Origin of the sequence: Treponema denticola ATCC 35405 (assembly GCF_000008185.1) — a bacterium.
Lineage (GTDB): Bacteria > Spirochaetota > Spirochaetia > Treponematales > Treponemataceae > Treponema_B > Treponema_B denticola.
The window spans coordinates 1,305,108-1,322,186 of sequence record NC_002967.9; the positions used below are offsets into that span (position 1 = coordinate 1,305,108).

Genomic DNA, 17,079 nt, shown 5'->3' on the forward strand with positions numbered 1-17,079 from the left:
TCCATAAATATTTAATCAGGATAAAAACAGGCACATAAATGATCACTGGCCAGCGTTTTTAATTCCGGAATTTCTTCTCTACACCTTTGAGTAGCTTTTGGACATCGTGTATTAAAACAACATCCTTTTGGCGGATCATAGGGGTTAGGAATATCCCCTTTTAAAATAATTCTATTTTTTCTAGCTTCTGTACTTGCTATGGGAACGGCAGATAAAAGAGCTTTAGTATATGGATGAAAAGCATTTTTAAATAACTCGTCCCGTTCTGCCAATTCAATTACATTCCCAAGATACATAACTGCTATTCTATCACTGATATGATTTACTACACTTAAATCATGCGATATAAAAATATATGTAAGCCCCTTTTCTTCTTTAAGTTTTTTCATTAAATTTAAAACTTGAGCTCTTACCGACACATCAAGTGCCGAAACAGGTTCGTCACAAATCACCAGTTCCGGATTCATTATTAAAGAACGGGCAATTACAATCCTTTGTCTCTGACCTCCCGAAAATTCATGAGGGAATCGGTTTAAATATTGTGCTCTAAGGCCTACTTCTTCGAGCATTTCTATAACTTTATTTTGCCTATATTTTTTATCTCCCTCTTTAAAAACATTTAAGGGAGCTGTAACAATATCACCGACAGTCATTCGCGGATTTAAAGAGCTGTATACATCTTGAAATATAATTTGCATTTTTTTTCTGAGCTCAAACATCTGTTTATTATTATATTTTAGAATGTCATCGCCTTTATATAATATTTTTCCGCTTGTTGCAGGTAATAGACGGAGTATAGTTCTGCCTAGTGTACTTTTTCCGCAGCCTGATTCTCCAACCAAGCCAAGAACCTCTTTAGGTTTAACTTTGATATTTACATTGTTTACAGCCTTTACCGATTTAGGGTTCCAATTAAAAAGGCTTTTTGATTCAGAGAAATGCTTGCTTAAATTTATTGTTTCCAGTAGGTACTCAGAGCTCATTTTTATCCTCTTTTAAATTACTGTATAAAAAACATTTTACCCAACCATCTTCAAGATTATATTCTTTCGGCTCGCTGTTTTTACAGATGTCCATTCTATTTTTACATCTCGGATAAAATCTGCAACCCTTAGGCATATTCCCCGGAGTAGGTACAATTCCTTCAATTGAAGGTAAAAAATCAATATGCTTGTCTACGGGAGGTACTGATTTTAGCAATCCCATGGTATAGGGATGTTTTGGGGAGTTAAAAACTTTTTCTACAGTATTATACTCAACCGCATGGCCTGCATACAACACAAGCACCTTATCGGCCATTTCTGCTACAACACCAAGGTCATGTGTAATAAAAACAATGGCAGTTCCTCTTTCTTTCCTTAATGTCCTCATCAAATCAAGTATTTGAGCTTGTATAGTAACATCTAAGGCTGTAGTTGGTTCATCTGCAATCAAAAGTTTTGGCTGACAGGCTAAGGCCATGGCAATCATTACCCTCTGGCGCATACCTCCGGACAATTGATGCGGATATTCATCTAATCTTTTTTCCGGATTTGGAATCCCCACATCTTTTAATATGTTAAGAGCTTCAGCTCTGGCTGCCTTTCTTTTCATCCCCTTATGTATAATATATGGCTCAATTAGCTGTGATGCAACTGTTTTAGTTGGGTTTAAGGAGGACATAGGATCTTGAAAAATCATGGAAATATTATTCCCTCGAATTTCGCACATTTCATCTTCGGTAAGATTTGTGAGTTCTTGCCCATCCATGATAATATGTCCTCCGGAGATTTCCCCGTTGATTGATAATAATTGTAAGATTGACATTGCAATAGTGCTTTTACCACATCCGGATTCCCCAACAACACAAAGAATCTCTCCATTTTGAACATCAAACGAGACTCTATCAACAATTGTAGTGTATCCTTCTTTTCCGGCAAATCTTACAGTTAATTCTTTTACGGATAAAAGTTTTGGCATTTGTTTCCTTTTGTTGAAGTAACAGACTTTTTAAGTCTGTTACTTCATAATATTATTTTACTTTCCACGTCCAAATTTTCCAGTTAAGATTGGAAAAGTCTTCAATGATAACATTATCCAGTTTTGGATTATAACCTACCAGACTATTTTTTGTAAACAAATAAGCAATAGCGGACTCATCTTTAACAGCTTCTTGATACTTATCGAAAATAATCTTTCTTTCATTAAAATCAAGCTTATCATTTCCTTCATCAATTAAATCGCTGAGCCTTGTGTCCTTAATATGTGAAAAGTTTACTGCACTATCTGTCGCAATCATTTCCCGGCTTTCTCCAGGGTCCATTGATCCTCCGGATCCTATTGTTCCAAAATCATGACTACCTTTTCTCATGTCAGCCATTAGTTTTGAAAAATCTGCTTGAATGATTTCTACTTTTAAACCAATTGCTTCTAAGTCCTGAATAATTAAAGCAGCTAACCGTTGATTATCTCCTCCCGCTGAAGTATAGAATTTTAATGTTGTATCAAACGGAAAATTTTCTTGGATCAAAATTTGCTTTGCTTTTTCTTTATCAAACCAAATACTTACCTTTTCGTTGTAATATGGACTAAGAGGTGAAATAGGCGTTACAATCGGTACAGCTTGTCCCTGATAAAGAGAATTTACATATATATCCCTATTTAGAGCCATATTTATCGCTTGTCGTACCGGTTTTGTCATATATGGTTTTTGGGTGTTGATAATGAGCATAGTATAATTTGTTGTAGGAACCGAAGTTGTGTTGATATTTTTATCTTCTACAGCGGCACTCCAATCTTGTAATGGGATAGAGCCCAATACGTTTATGTCTATATCTTTACTCATTAAGTTAGCCAATAAACTTGTAGTATCTACAACTCTTATAACTAAACGTTCAATATCGGGTGCTCCTTGGAAATAGTTTTCGTTTCTGACTAACTCCATCCTTTCACCGCTAATTTCACTTTCATATTTAAAGGGGCCTGTGCCTATTGCTTTTGCCCATAATTCAGGTGCATTTATTTCTTGTGGAGTTTTTCCTTCAAAAATATGTTTTGGAATAATAAACACCGTGTCTAAATCATTCATGAAACTTCCGAAATACATGGGCTTTTTAAATTCAAATGTAACTTCGTAATCACTGTTTGCAAATACTGCTATGGATTTATCTGAAATCTGAACACCTGATGAATCAACACCCTTGATATATTGCAAATGATATCGGCTCAGTGCATCTACTTCGGGGTTAGAATACATTTGGAAACTAAAAACAACATCTGCAGCCGTAAATGGTTTTCCATCGTGCCACTTTACGTTTTCTTGTAGTTTAAACGTGATTGCAGAACTGTCTGCATTCAAACTCCAACTTTTTGCTAATCGAGGTTCATAATCTCCGTTTGCCTTTGACATAAACAGTCTATCATAGATTTGATCATAAACAAATCTGCTGTAATTGCTGTTTGTATTAAGCGGCATCATTGAATCCCATGGCTTTGCAATAGCTACCGAAACAATTTTTTTTGTTTGTACATTTGTAGTTTCAGAGTTTCCGCATGCCGATAGGATAATTGCTATTATGAATAACATAGTACTCATAATCCATCTCATTTTCTTGATTTCTTTTTTCATTTTGAAACCTTCCTTATTTTATTTTACTTGGATCTTTAAACGCGGATCCAGAGCGTCCCTAATTCCATCTCCAAAGAAATTGATACTTAGTACTGTAAGTACAATGCACAAGCCGGGAGGAAGCCATACCCAGTAATATCTGGATAGGACGGTAATAGATTGTGCATCATACAGCATATTACCCCAACTTGCTTTTGGCGGTTGAACACCCATTCCAAGGAAACTTAAAGCCGACTCACTTAAAATTGCTCTTGCAACATTAAATGTAACGGTTATTAAAATTGGGGGAAAAGCATTTGGTAAAATATATTTTAAAATAATTGAAAAATTTGACGTACCTATTGATTTTGCAGCTTCAATATATTCCTTTTCCTTTATACTCAGTACATTTGCATATATTAATCGAGCAAATACAGTCCATTGCAAAACACCCAATACAATGGTAACAGACCATATTGACGGTCCTATCACGGAAACTAATACTAAAATTAAAATTATTGAAGGAAAGGATAAAAATATATCTCCCAACCTCATGATAAATACTTCCCAGATTTTTTTATAATAGCCCGCAATTAATCCTAAAGGAACTCCTATGCTAAGGGATATGAAGGTCGATACAACTCCGACCATCAATGATGTACGGCCCCCGTATATTAATCTTGCAAACAAATCTCTTCCTATGGCATCGGTACCAAGAATATGTGAACGAGTTGGTGCAGAATTAAATGCCGCCGGATCTGATGTATACGGATCTAAATTTAAAATAAAAGGTAAAATAATTACTAAAAGCGATAGAAGTAAAAAAAATATTAACCCAGCCATTGCCAATTTATTATTTAATAATTTTTCTACAACTTCATTAAAATAAGTGTTCTTTTTTTCTTCAGATACATTTTCTGAAAAATATGTTTTGTCTTCTGTCATATTGTTTTCCATAATATACACCTACTTATATGAAATTCTAGGATCTACTAATCCATAAGCTAAATCCGTTATTAAATTCGCAATTAATACGGCAATAGATATATTTACTGTAATACCCATAATTACAGGATAGTCTTTAGCATTAATAGCTTGAACCATTAAAGTTCCTATTCCCGGCCATCCAAAAACTTGTTCTGTAACTACAGCCCCTCCCACCAATGAGGGAATTGACATTCCTACTACCGTTATAATGGGTATAAGAGAATTTTTAAGTGCATGTGTATAATAAATTTGATTTCTTTTTAGGCCTTTTGCTCTTGCTGTAGTGATATAGTCTTCTTGTAAAACTTCAAGCATACTTCCCCGCATATAACGCATCCAGCTGCCTATTTGTTGGAATGACAGAACCAATGTAGGTAAAATCATGTGTTTGAGTAACATAAGAGTTGTTTTTTTTCCGCTTGCATCAAACAAACCTCCTGAAGGAAGGAGTCTTAATTTAATTGCACAAAAATATATTAATATTAACCCCATAAAAAAATTAGGTGTAGCTACTAGAATAAATGAAAATGCACTACTGGCGTGGTCTCTAAAGCTATTAGGTTTAGATGCAGAGAATATTCCTAATGGAATGGAAATCAATAAGGAGAGAATCAGCGAAGAACCTGCCAATAGAGCTGTAATACCCATTCTTTCAAAAATCATTTGTGTTACAGGCCTTTGTGATTGAAACGAAAATCCAAGATCCATGTTAAAAAAATTCTTTAACCATATAAAATACTGAATGATTATTGGTTGATCCAGCCCAAGGGAATTTCTTTTTCTTTCAAGCTCCATTACCGTTATTCTTGGATCTGCCAAGTATGCATCAAGCGGACTTCCGGCCATAGAAAGAATTAAATATGTAAAAAAAGTTATCCCCAAAAAAGTGGGGATGGCTATGAGTAATCTTTTAATTACATATTTTAGTTTCATATTTTACCTTCTATAAATAAAAAGATCTAAGTTTATAAAATCTTTATTCTTAAACTTGATGGCCTTGATGATAACTTTATTTTTATTATTTGTCAATACTGGTTTGTAAATTCATTAAATCTCCGACTATTTTCTGCTGCTTCCTCCCTCTTGACTTCATAAATATTTTTTTATATATATTTAATGTGCCGTCTTTTAGGGGAGAGTATGCTTAACATAAATAATAACACATCTAATATCAAAAGAGAAATTCTTGTACGTATTGCAAAGCTCCAGTTTGAAGGGAAGCTTCAAGAAGGAGTTCACTATATTCCGAGAGAAATGGTTCCGCGAAACAGTACGCCTATAAGGTGCTGTATTTTTCATGACAGAGAAATAATGAGGCATCGGGTAATTGCAAGGCTCGGCTGTTCTTTGGAAAATTATGATGAAGAAAAGACCTTGGCTCAATTTGCAAAAGAAGCTTTAGAAAGAGAAAAACCGACATGGCCCATGCTGACCGTTTTGGATGAGGCCTGTAATGCCTGCGTAAAAAGTAAATACATGATTACAAACGCTTGTCAAGCCTGCGTTGCCCGTCCATGCATGATGAACTGCCCTAAAACCGCTATAGCGATTTCGGGAGGAAGAGCCCGTATTGATGAAGAAAAATGTATAAACTGCGGTATCTGTCTAAAAAACTGCCCCTACCATGCAGTTATAAAAATTCCCGTTCCGTGTGAAGAAGCCTGTCCGGTGGGCGCTATCTCAAAAGACGAAAACGGAAAAGAAAGAATCGATTACCATAAATGTATTTTTTGCGGAAACTGTATGAGAGAATGTCCTTTTGGTGCCATGATGGATAAGGGGCAGATTGTGGATGTCATAAAACATTTAATGAGCGGGAAAAAGGTTTCCGCCCTCTATGCCCCTGCGGTTGCAGCCCAGTTTAAGGCCGTTCCGGGACAGCTTGAGTCTGCCTTAAAAAAGGCCGGTTTCAATAAGGTCTGGGAAGTAGCTATAGGTGCGGACATAACGGCTGACCGTGAAGCTTCCGAGTTTGAAGAGAGAATGGAACACGGCCATATCTTAATGACTACCTCCTGCTGTCCTGCCTATGTCAGGGCAGTAAAAAAACATGTTCCGGCCCTTGTTCCCTGTATCTCGGATACAAGAAGCCCGATGCACTATACGGCCGAATTGGCAAAAAAAGAAGATCCTGATTGCGTTACGGTATTTATAGGTCCCTGTCTTGCAAAAAGGAGAGAGGGCTTGGAAGATGAGTTTGTAGACTATGTTTTGTCGATAGAAGAATTGGGAGCCTTGCTTACTGCCAAGGAAATAGATATTTCCAAGGAAGAAGCCTTGCCCGGAAAAATTACGCCGACCTCTTCGGGAAGAGGCTTCGCAGCCTCAGGCGGTGTTGCCGAAGCTGTAAGAGTTCGCCTTAAAAAACCTGAGAACCTCCGCCCCGTGCTTATAAACGGCCTTAATAAGGAAGGAATGAAACAGCTTGCCTCTTATGGTAAAATTCAAAGCGGAGAGCTTCCTCATGATTCGTCCACGCCCAACCTTGTAGAAGTTATGTCATGTGAAGGCGGCTGCATAGGCGGGCCTTCGGTTATCACAAACCAAAAACTTGCTGCAAGCCAACTAAAAAAATACGCAGACGAAGGACTTTCTTATTCGAGAGAAAAAGATTTAATGTAGTAAAAAAATTACTGCCTATAATACTTTTTCATACACGGCTCTTTCGCCGCCGATCAATTTGGGGCGGCTTTTGAGGGCTGTGAGCCTCGCCGAGCCTATGTACTTGGTTTTAAGCCTTACAGGTACTTGAACAAATTTTACATGCATTCCGATTTCGGTGTCTCCTATGTCAATGCCGGCATGAGCCCTTACATGTTCTATCATAACAGGAGACTTAAAAAGATTGTAGGCGGCGAGGGAGGCTGCTCCTCCTGCGTGAAGGGCGGGAACTACTGACACCTCTTCAAAGCCGTATTTTTCTTGAGATTCCTTTTCGATAACGAGGGCTCGGTTTATGTGTTCGCAGCCTTGAACCGCCAAAAAGATTCCTTTCGGTTCAAGGACTGAAAGCAGGGCGGAAACTATTGTTCTTCCGGCTTCTTCATTTGAGGCCTTACCGATTACTCCTCCCGAAACCTCGCTGGTGCTGCAGCCTAGAACAAGTATGTCTCCGGCTTTTAAAGAAGCCGCTTCAAGAAGCTCATTTAAGGCGGCTATAGTTTCTTCTTTTATTTTTTCCAAATCGATCCCGCTCATATTTTCTCGCCCTTAAATTAACTTCGTTAAAGTTTTAATCCTGCCTTTCCGCAGGTTTTTCCTATCTCGTAAATTGAAGCACCTTCCATTTCCTTTTCAAAGGCCGAACGGTTTTCTTCTTTTATTTCTACAAGAAGACAGCCTGTGGTTTCCCCAAAGAGGCTTGCAATCTTTGAAGCTCCCAGCCTTGTGTGGAAGTCTTCTTTTAATTCGGCTCCTATGCCGCTTAAACACATTTCGTAGAGGGCGGCAGCAAGGCCTCCTTCGCTTAGGTCGTGGCATGAAAGCACCAAGCCCTTCATTATATTGGAATGAAGTTTTTTATAAAGCTCAGCTGCTTCTTTTTTAAAGGGAGGAACGGCAGCGCTCTCTCCTGAAGGAATGCCGAAAAGTTCTGCAAAGACCGAGCCGCCGAAAGAAAATTGAGGTTTACCTACAAGGTAAATAGCCGAGCCTTCTTTTTTAAAGTCCGAGCCCGGAACCCTTCCGATGTCGGGAACTATTCCCATCGCCGATATTAAAAGTGACGGCGGAATGGAAACTCTTTTTCCCTCCGAGCTTAGGTATTCGTTATTAAAGGAGTCCTTCCCCGAAATAAAGGGAGTTTTAAAGACAAGGGCTGTGTTATAGCAAGAGCGTGCCATCTCTATCAGTGCCCACATGGTTTCGGGACGGTTGGGATCTCCTAAGCAAAAGTTATCGAGGATGGCTGTTTTTTCGGGGTCTGCTCCGGCTGCAACGGCATTTCGGACAGCTTCGTCTATCGCACTTGCTGCGGCTGCATAAGGATCCAAAAGCCCCTGCCTCGGATTTAAGGCATTTGAGATAGCAACGGCTTTTTTCCCTTCCGTTTCCATAGGCTTTATAACGGCTGCATCCTGAGGCACATTCCCTTCAGGGCCGTCATATGGGCGTAGAACTGTTCCGCCTTGAACCTCATGGTCGTAAAGCCTTACTATGTCTTCTTTTGAATTTACGGCATGATGATTTATCACAGCCTTTAGAGCCGCATTCAGATCGGGTTCCTTATATTCAGGATATTTTATAAAAGGTTTTCCATCTTTTGGAGGAGCCGCTTTTAGTTTTCTCTGAGGCGGGCCCGAATGTAAAAAGCCGCATGAAAGATTTATTATTTCCTTTTCGCCGAAGCGTACCCTTAAAACGGCATCTCCGGTAAAACGGCCGAGGTTTGTTAATTCAACATCGTTGGCATCGCAAAGTTTTTGTAAGGCTTCAAGTTTGTCATTGGGAACGGCGATAACCATTCTTTCTTGTGCCTCCGAAAGCCAGAGCTCCCACGGGGCAAGGCCCTGATATTTTACGGGGATTTTTGCGAGGTCTACATCGCAGCCGAGGGCCGAAGCCATTTCGCCTACGGCAGAAGAATAACCTCCCGCTCCGCAGTCGGTAATTGCAGAATAAAGACCTTGATCGCGGGCATCTATAAGAACTTCCGCTACCTTTTTTTGAATTATAGGTTCTCCAATTTGAACCGATGAGCCTGCAACATCGCCGGTGCTTGCATCCATTACCATAGAAGAAAATGTGGCTCCCCTAAGGCCGTCCCGTCCCGTTTTTCCGCCTAAAGAAATAATATGATCGCCGGCCGAGGGCTTTGTGCGGTGCTTGCCTCTGGGAGCGATACCTGCACATCCGCAGTAGACTAAAGGATTTGAAGCATAGGCCTCGTGGTAGTGAACGCCTCCGTTTACGGTCGGAATGCCCATCTTGTTTCCGTAGTCCTTAACTCCTTCTATAACGCCTGAGATTATGCGTTTAGGATGAAGAGTTCCCTTGGGAACATTTTCTGCCGGAGTGTCGGGATGGCCGAAGCAAAGGACATCGGTTACGGCGAAGGGACGGGCTGAAACGCCCATAACATCTCTGATAACGCCTCCGACTCCCGTATTGGCTCCTCCGAAGGGCTCAATGGCGGAAGGATGGTTATGAGTTTCCGCCTTAAAGGAAACTTCGTATTTTTCGTCAAATTCGATAATACCTGCATTGTCCACAAAGGAGGAAAGCACCCAAGGAGCATCGATGTCGTCGGTGGCCTTTTTGATATAAGTTTTGATTATGCTGTTTACGCAAAGACCGGGATAGGCTTTTTTTTGCTCCTCTGTTAGAGAGGTGCCGTCAATGTCTATTTTTGCCTTAAAGGTTTTATGAACGCAGTGCTCGCTCCAAGTTTGGGCTATCGTTTCAAATTCCGCATCGGTACAAGGCCGTTTTTCCGTCTTGTAGAATTCCCTGATAGCCCTCATCTCGTAAATATCCAAGGCAGCCCGCCTTTCGTTTGAGAGGGCTAAAAGTTCCTCATCGTTCATGGAGGCTATGTCTATGAGTTCAACTCTTGTATTAGGTTCATTTTTTCCGTCATGTTCATGAGCCCATGCAGGTTCTACAAAGCCTATTTTATACTGCTCTATAACATCATTGCACAAAATGCTTTTTGCAATCTTTTCTATTTCGGGTTGGGTTAGTTCGCCCTGAATATCGTAGGTTTTTCCGCTGGTAATTTCTTCAACGCCGAGAATACCGAGTTCTTTGACCGCCCTTAAGGCTTCGCGTGAAGATGAGTCCGTAACTCCCGGCTTTAAGGCTGTTTCGATATGGAAAATATTTTTTTTATCTTCTATTATAAAGCCTTCGGTTTGGCTGTACTCATAAAGCTCATCGCAAAACAAGAAGTCGGCCAGTACCTTTTTTTCTTCATTTGAAAGATTTCCGCGTACAAAATAAAGTGTTTCGGTATTTATTTCTTTAACGGCTTTAAAGCCGAGAACATGGGCCTGCTTTAAAAGCTCTTCATTTTTGGGTATTTGAAAGTGTAAGCCTTTCTTGCTTTTAACACAAAATCGGTAAATATTCATAGACAACCTCTTAACTTCCGATGGATTTTGAACGATTCTATATTGTTAAGTATACTTGAAGCGGGGGAAAAATTCAAGGTAGGGGTGGTTACCCCTTCACCTTCATCCCTCGCAAAAGCTCTTTTACTTCCTTCGGAATGCGGTAGCTTTCGATGGCTTTTTGGATAGCCTTGTTGTGGGTAAAGGTATCAAGCTTTTTGTTTTTGATGTAGGGGAGGGCTGTTTTGTATTGCTTGATGAGGGCAAAGCTAAAATACCAAGCTATCATCATATTTATATAGTACTCATCGGATCTGATTTTTGAAACAATTTCTAACATTTCAGGTCTAAAATGCTCATCGAGATAATTCGATAATAAAAGCCCGATGGCGTACCTAACGGTATAGGTATGCTTCGATTTTAGCCATACCAAAATTTTTTTGTAAATTTCTTCATGGTTCTTTTTAAATATCTTGGGAGAAAAGCTGTCGCAGGTTGCCCAATTGTCGATGTAGGGCAAAAATTTTTCGGTCTCTTTTAGCGCCTCATTAAAATCTTTTATGTTTTCGATAAAAAAGCAGTGCAGATTGTTTTCTTCAAAATACTTGTGCGGCACGTCCTTCATAAAGTCCGAAACTTGTTCCGGCTCGGTCTTAAAAAACTCTTTTGCAAATTTACGCAGGACGGGAGTTCTGATGCCTATCATAGTATTTTCGTCAATATTGGGGATCAACTTTTTATTGAAGTTTTTGTACTTTTTATCTTCAAAGGGAAAAAGTTTAGTTTGGATTAGTGTTTGTTTTGTTTTCATCGAAGCTATTATACCGCTTTTTTTAATTTTTGTCGAGGAGAAGAGTCTGGACTTGACAAAATACTATTTTGTATATACAATAAAATGCGGGAAAATCGATGAATATTACGGAAGCTAAGAAAAACTTAGCAAAAGAAAAAATTGAAGAATTAAAAGCTTTAAATGACAGACCTATAGACACTTCAGACATTCCTGAACTAACAAAAGCTGATTTTTTGGAAATGTACCGCCCTATTAAAAAGCCTTTATCAATAAGACTTGATTCCGATATTATTGCTTGGCTTAAATCATACGGAAAAGGTTACCAAAGCCGTATAAATACTATTTTAAGACAAGCTATGGATACCGATAAAAAAGCAAATGTTTTTTAATAATTAATATTATACCGGGAGGTTTTATATGAAACTTTTAAAAAAGAAATCTTTATGTATTTGTTTTGTGGTGTTGTTTTTTGCATTACAAGTTTTTGCAGGTGGTTATGGGAGTAATGATTTTATAATTGTGGATTCTGTAAGCAATATTGCATATTATTCCGTATCGGAAGGTACAAAGAAAAATTATTTTTCTGATCTTTCTATAGTTAATATACAGGTCAATGATATAAAGAAAAAACAAACCATCTATATTTTTCCAAAAAACAATACCGATATAATCGATTTTTTCCTATTTGAAGAAAAATTAAATAACGCTCAAAATCGTATTGACTATAGTTCAAATACTAGTTCTTATTATGATAAATCTCATTCTATGGTAAAAAATAATGTTGATATAACGGATAGAAAAATTTCCGAAAATATCATAATAAAAACAAAGAGTAAAAACGGCGAGATAAAATTTTGGATTTGTAATAAGAGAGGTGCGAACTTAACCAATATCTATAAATACTCTGAAAAAGAATTTGTAAGATATTATCTTGATGCAAAACTAAAAAAAATCATTTTTATAAAACAGGTCGGACTTGAGAACATAATAACCGAAATTGATTATTAGGGAGAAGATATATGAAAAAATCTTTTGCAGTGAAAATTTTATTTTTGTGTATGTCTTTTTTAATTCTTGCAGGATGTACAAACAAAGGAAAAAAGCAGCTTACTGCCGAAATCGAATTTTGGAGCTTTCCCAATTTTACATCTGAAACAGGAGAAGGCGGCGGTTTTGAAAAAAGTCTTATAGAGGCCTTTCAAAAAGAATACCCCGGCGTTAAGGTTAATTTTACGCTTATAAGTTTTGCAGATGGTGAGGCAAAAATCGAAGCTGCCATAGCTGAAGGCAAGGCTCCGGATGTCATTTATGACGCACCCGGCCGTATTCTTGCTTGGGCGGAAAGAGGTTTATTGGAACCATTGGATGATGTTCTTGCAACCGAAAAGCCCTATATTACCACAGGGCTTTTGGAAATTTCAGCCGGTAAAGACAGGCGTTCGTACATGTATCCCATGCACGGAGGCCCTTTTTCTATGGCTTTTAATAAAGAGATGCTTGAAGACTTGGGGCTTATAGATCTTTTACCCTACAAACGCTTAGATCGGTGCTGGACCGTAGCCGAATATGAGACCCTTCTTAAATCTTTAAAAGAAAAACTTCCCAAAGGGAAAACCCCTGGAGTCTTCTATTATAAGACTATGGGCGGTGATCAAGGAACAAGAGCTTTTTTGGTAAACCTTTTCGGAGATGCCAATCTTTTAAATGAAGATTATTCAAAATATATTTTTAATTCTTCTCAAGCCGTAAAGAATTTGAAGTGGACTATTGATGCAATGAAAGAAGGCCTTTTGCTTGACGGTGCAGAGCTTACTTCCAATGATGCAATTTCCATGTTTGCAGAGTCAAAAGCAGCTCACACTATTTTATATTCACCGCAGCTTAATAAAATGTATGACGGAAAACGAAACTATAAGGGTAAAGATTTTACTCCGATTTATATGCCTTTCCCAAATGATTCTTCTGCACCTTTACTGGAATTTTTAGCAGGCGGAGCTTGTGTGTTTAAAAGTTCCGATAAACAAAAAATAGAAGCGGCAAAACTGTTTTTAAAATTTGCCGCAACTGATGAAGTCTGGGCCTATAAACTTGTAAAAGCTACGGGAGGATTTCCGGCTACATCTAAAATTCAAATTGAAACTTCCGATGACGAAATATTATATAATTCCGTTCTTCAAAAATTTTTCGGCCAATATTATAATAATATAACCGGATTTTCGAAAATGCGTGAGTACTGGAATAAGGCATTAAAAGAAGCTTCATCGGGTAAAGATATACAAAATGTTCTTAACTCTTTTGTAAAAGACGCAGACCGCACATTGGGAGAATAAAAAATTATGAAACAAGAAAACAAAAATATCGATAAACGATTTAAATTATTTTCAATAAAAAATAAGATGGTATCGGTTTTTATATTTTTTGCCGTATCTCTTTTGACAGTGATGTGTATAATATCGGTATACCTTGCTTCTTTTTTTCTTATGCGTAATACCGAATATTTTATCAAAGAATTGGCTGAAGGTTCTTCCAAAGTTTTAAATGAGAGGGCTGATTCAATATTTAAAAAACTGGATACATTTTCAAATATGCCGATTATTCAAGATGACTCTGTTCCTTATTCTGAGAAAATTAATTTGTTTAAAAATGAAATTCAAATGCTCAAACAAAGCGGATGGATTAGTTTCGGAATAAGCGGTCTTGACGGTGTCTTGTATAATACGGACGGTAAAACTGAAAAGATAAATAATACCGAGTGGTTTAAATCTGTCATAAAGGGGAAATATATAATTACGGAACCTGAAATGTCTTTAACAAAAAGAAAATATGTTTCCATACTTGCAATTCCCTTACGCGATTTACAGGGAAAAATTGTAGGAACTATTACTGCTTCAATTTTAGGTGATTCTTTATCGAATTTAATCAGTGATATAATTGTCGGCGAAACGGGACAGGCTTATCTTATCAGCCCTTCAGGAATTATTTTGGGAAGCCGTAGGCCGGAAATTTTATATAAGAATTTTTTTTCCGAAATATTAAATTCGGAGAAAACGGATTTTTCAATATTTTTAAAAGATGCCCTCGAGTCAAAAAAATCGGCTGTACAAGTTTCTAAAATAAACGGAGTAAAACATATTTCAGCTCTGTCTGCAATGAGATATTCGGGATGGAAATTATTGATAACGGCTCCGGCTTCCGAATTTATTTCGGAGAATGTATCTAACCTCTTAAATATTTTTATCGTTGTTGCTTTGTGCGGTATACTTATTGCGGTACTCATAGGATTTTTTACTGCAAATAATATTGTCAAACCGATTAATAAAGTAATTGAAGTTCTTAAAAATATTTCGCAAGGCGAGGGCGATTTAACTGTAAGACTGCCTTTAATCGGTAATAATGAAATTACCGAGCTGTCTGAATATTTTAATAGAACAATTGAAAAAATAGGAAATTCAATGCAGTCCGTAGGAGTTAACAGCCGCTCAATGGCTGAAATCGGATCAGACCTAGCTTTAAATATGAACCGGACAGCAGATTCCGTTCATGAAATTACCGAGAATATCAATGGTGTAAAACAGCAGGCTTTAACGCAGGCTACAAGTGTTACGGAAACGGTTGCAACAATTGAACAGATAATCAAAAATATTAAACAGCTAAATGCTTCAATTGAAAATCAAGCTGAAAGCGTTTCACGCTCGTCGGCTTCAATAGAACAGATGACTGCCAATATTGCTTCCATAACTCAAACCTTGGAAAAAACCGATGAGCTTATTAAAACTCTTGCCGAATCGACTGAGGACGGAAAAGAAATTGTTTCCAAATCAAATAGAGTAACTCAAAAAATTGCGGAAGAATCGGGCGGGCTTTTAGAGGCAAGCAGTGTTATTGAGCATATTGCAAGTCAAACAAATCTTTTGGCTATGAATGCGGCTATTGAAGCAGCTCATGCAGGAGAAGCCGGAAAAGGATTTGCCGTAGTTGCCGACGAAATCAGAAAATTAGCTGAAGAGTCAAGTGCACAGGGAAAAACAATTACAGCAACGCTTAAAGCCTTAAGCGGCGAAATCGATTCCTTGTCAGTATCTTCTAAAACGGCTGAAGAAAAATTCAGTTTAATTTTTAGCTTTTCCGAACAAGTAAAATCTATGAGTGAATTTTTAACCCAGTCTATGCGCGAGCAGGAAAATGCCGGTGTAGAAATTTTAAATGCCATAAAAAATATTAATTCCGTAACTTTTGAAGTAAGTAACGGTTCTGCTGAAATGTTAAGGGGCGGAGAACAGGTTGCTGAAGAGATGACTAAATTAGACGGCTTAACCCGAAAAATTACGCTAAGCATGAATGAGATGGCTTGCAGTGCCGTTCAGATAAGTAATGCCATGAAGGAAGTCAATGAAATTACACAAAAAAATAAAATCAGCATTGAAAATCTGGCATTTGAGGTTAATAAATTTAAAGTATAGGCCTGTTTGAAAAATTTACATCGCTCTTTTACTCTTGCCTTTTTAGGCTAATCCGTGCTATAATAGCTCTTGAGGTTTTTATGAGCGATATTGAAAGTCAAATGTTAAAGAATGGTCTTATAAAGGTTCCTGTAGATGAAAAAAGTGCCGGAAAAGAAAGTCCTTATAAGAGAGTTGCCAAATTCCTTTTTATAATCGGGGCGGAGCAGGCTGCCGATGTTTTGAGGCAGCTTACCAAGGAGCAGATAGACAAGGTTGTAGCAGAGCTTGTTACGGTTCAATCGATAGATAAAAAAGAAGCATATAATATTCTAAATGAATTTAACGATATCTACAATAAAAACAAAAACCTTTTAGGCGGTGTCGATACGGCTAAGACTATTTTAACCGAAGCCTTCGGCGAGGCCAGGGCCGAAGAGATTCTTGAAACTGCCGTGCCTCCTAAAATGCCTAAACCTTTTGAGTATCTTGAAGGTATGGATAAAGATCGCCTGAGCCGAATATTACAAGGCGAGCTTCCAGCTACAAAGGCCATAGTCCTTTCTCAATTGGAGCCTAAGCAGGCCGCAGCCTATATAAGTTCCATCGAAGATGAAGACGAAAAAAAAGACATCATCTTACGCCTTGCAAAACTTAAAAAAATAGATGCTGAAGTTCTTACTCAGGTAAGTGAGGCCTTAAAAAAGAAACTTGCCGATGTAAATTTAAACCGCACAAGCTCGGTTGACGGTGTTTCCGTATTGGCCGATATTTTGCGTAAACTGGATTATGAGACCGGCTCGAGTATCTTGGATTCTCTTGATCTTGAAGATGAAAATTTGACCGAAACTATAAAACGCAAACTTGTTACCCTTGATGATGTTATAAATATGAATCCAAAGCACATTCAATATCTAATCTCTCCTATGACCGATAAGGAATTGGCTCTTTTGATACATAATCAAAGTGAAGAATTTAGAAAGGTAATCTTGGCGAATATGTCTAAAAGCCGTGCTGCCTTGGTTCTCGATGAAGAGCAGTATATGGGACCTGTTCTAAAGCGTGATCTAAATAATACCGTTGACCACTTTTTAGCCCGAGTGAAAAATGAAGCAGAGCGGGGAAGAGTTATTATAGTAAAAGATGAAGACGATAAATTTGTGTATTAGGTTCCGTTCGATTCCCCCGATTGAATAAAATAAAAATTTATGTAAAATAATGGAT

The 17,079-nt window shown here is 37.9% G+C and carries 14 protein-coding genes; 6 read left to right on the forward strand and 8 right to left on the reverse strand.

Annotation, left to right across the window (positions count from 1 at the left end):
• Positions 1-11 precede the first annotated feature (11 nt).
• Genes TDE_RS06095 through TDE_RS06115 form a run of 5 tightly spaced genes read right to left on the reverse strand, consistent with a single transcriptional unit; the run spans position 12 to position 5,506 of the window.
• Positions 12-983 carry an ABC transporter ATP-binding protein gene (locus TDE_RS06095; RefSeq protein WP_002677802.1) on the reverse strand — a complete coding sequence of 324 codons (972 nt, stop codon included), beginning with the start codon at positions 981-983 and terminating at the stop codon, positions 12-14.
• Positions 973-1,959 carry an ABC transporter ATP-binding protein gene (locus TDE_RS06100; RefSeq protein ID WP_002678774.1) on the reverse strand — a complete coding sequence of 329 codons (987 nt, stop codon included), beginning with the start codon at positions 1,957-1,959 and terminating at the stop codon, positions 973-975. The genes TDE_RS06095 and TDE_RS06100 overlap by 11 nt, the downstream gene beginning before the upstream one ends.
• Positions 1,960-2,011: 52 nt before the next feature.
• Positions 2,012-3,607, reverse strand: a complete 1,596-nt coding sequence (locus tag TDE_RS06105; protein ID WP_002678775.1) for an ABC transporter substrate-binding protein — start codon at positions 3,605-3,607, stop codon at positions 2,012-2,014.
• Between the two features lie 18 nt (positions 3,608-3,625).
• Positions 3,626-4,543: an ABC transporter permease gene (locus TDE_RS06110; RefSeq protein WP_002678776.1), complete on the reverse strand. Its 918-nt coding sequence runs from the start codon at positions 4,541-4,543 to the stop codon at positions 3,626-3,628.
• Between the two features lie 9 nt (positions 4,544-4,552).
• Positions 4,553-5,506, reverse strand: a complete 954-nt coding sequence (locus TDE_RS06115) for an ABC transporter permease (protein ID WP_002678777.1) — start codon at positions 5,504-5,506, stop codon at positions 4,553-4,555.
• A gap of 207 nt (positions 5,507-5,713) precedes the next feature.
• Between TDE_RS06115 and TDE_RS06120 the strand changes: the two genes are divergently transcribed.
• Positions 5,714-7,195: a 4Fe-4S dicluster domain-containing protein gene (locus tag TDE_RS06120; protein WP_002678778.1), complete on the forward strand. Its 1,482-nt coding sequence runs from the start codon at positions 5,714-5,716 to the stop codon at positions 7,193-7,195.
• 15 nt (positions 7,196-7,210) lie between these two features.
• On the opposite strand, the gene TDE_RS06125 is transcribed toward TDE_RS06120, so the two are convergent.
• The 3 genes from TDE_RS06125 to TDE_RS06135 form a co-directional block, all read right to left on the reverse strand.
• Positions 7,211-7,771 (reverse strand): TIGR01440 family protein, encoded by a 561-nt coding sequence (locus TDE_RS06125; protein ID WP_002678780.1) that lies wholly within the window; start codon positions 7,769-7,771, stop codon positions 7,211-7,213.
• Between the two features lie 26 nt (positions 7,772-7,797).
• Positions 7,798-10,644 (reverse strand): phosphoribosylformylglycinamidine synthase subunit PurL, encoded by a 2,847-nt coding sequence (gene purL, locus TDE_RS06130; RefSeq protein WP_002678781.1) that lies wholly within the window; start codon positions 10,642-10,644, stop codon positions 7,798-7,800.
• An 88-nt stretch (positions 10,645-10,732) separates the two neighbouring features.
• The gene (locus TDE_RS06135; protein ID WP_002678782.1) at positions 10,733-11,434 is read right to left on the reverse strand and encodes a DNA alkylation repair protein; all 702 of its coding nucleotides are present in this window, start codon (positions 11,432-11,434) and stop codon (positions 10,733-10,735) included.
• 98 nt (positions 11,435-11,532) lie between these two features.
• On the opposite strand from TDE_RS06135, the gene TDE_RS06140 reads away from it, so the two are divergent.
• From TDE_RS06140 to TDE_RS06160, 5 genes are all read left to right on the forward strand, one after another.
• On the forward strand, positions 11,533-11,805 hold the full coding sequence (locus tag TDE_RS06140; RefSeq protein ID WP_002678786.1) for a BrnA antitoxin family protein: 273 nt from the start codon (positions 11,533-11,535) through the stop codon (positions 11,803-11,805).
• 28 nt (positions 11,806-11,833) lie between these two features.
• Positions 11,834-12,424, forward strand: coding sequence for a hypothetical protein (locus tag TDE_RS06145; protein ID WP_002668589.1), 591 nt, complete (start codon positions 11,834-11,836; stop codon positions 12,422-12,424).
• An 11-nt stretch (positions 12,425-12,435) separates the two neighbouring features.
• Positions 12,436-13,746 (forward strand): ABC transporter substrate-binding protein, encoded by a 1,311-nt coding sequence (locus tag TDE_RS06150; RefSeq protein ID WP_002678788.1) that lies wholly within the window; start codon positions 12,436-12,438, stop codon positions 13,744-13,746.
• Between the two features lie 6 nt (positions 13,747-13,752).
• Positions 13,753-15,876 carry a methyl-accepting chemotaxis protein gene (locus TDE_RS06155; RefSeq protein WP_002678790.1) on the forward strand — a complete coding sequence of 708 codons (2,124 nt, stop codon included), beginning with the start codon at positions 13,753-13,755 and terminating at the stop codon, positions 15,874-15,876.
• Between the two features lie 80 nt (positions 15,877-15,956).
• Complete coding sequence (locus tag TDE_RS06160; protein ID WP_002678791.1) at positions 15,957-17,024, forward strand: flagellar motor switch protein FliG; 1,068 nt, start codon at positions 15,957-15,959, stop codon at positions 17,022-17,024.
• Positions 17,025-17,079: the final 55 nt, after the last annotated feature.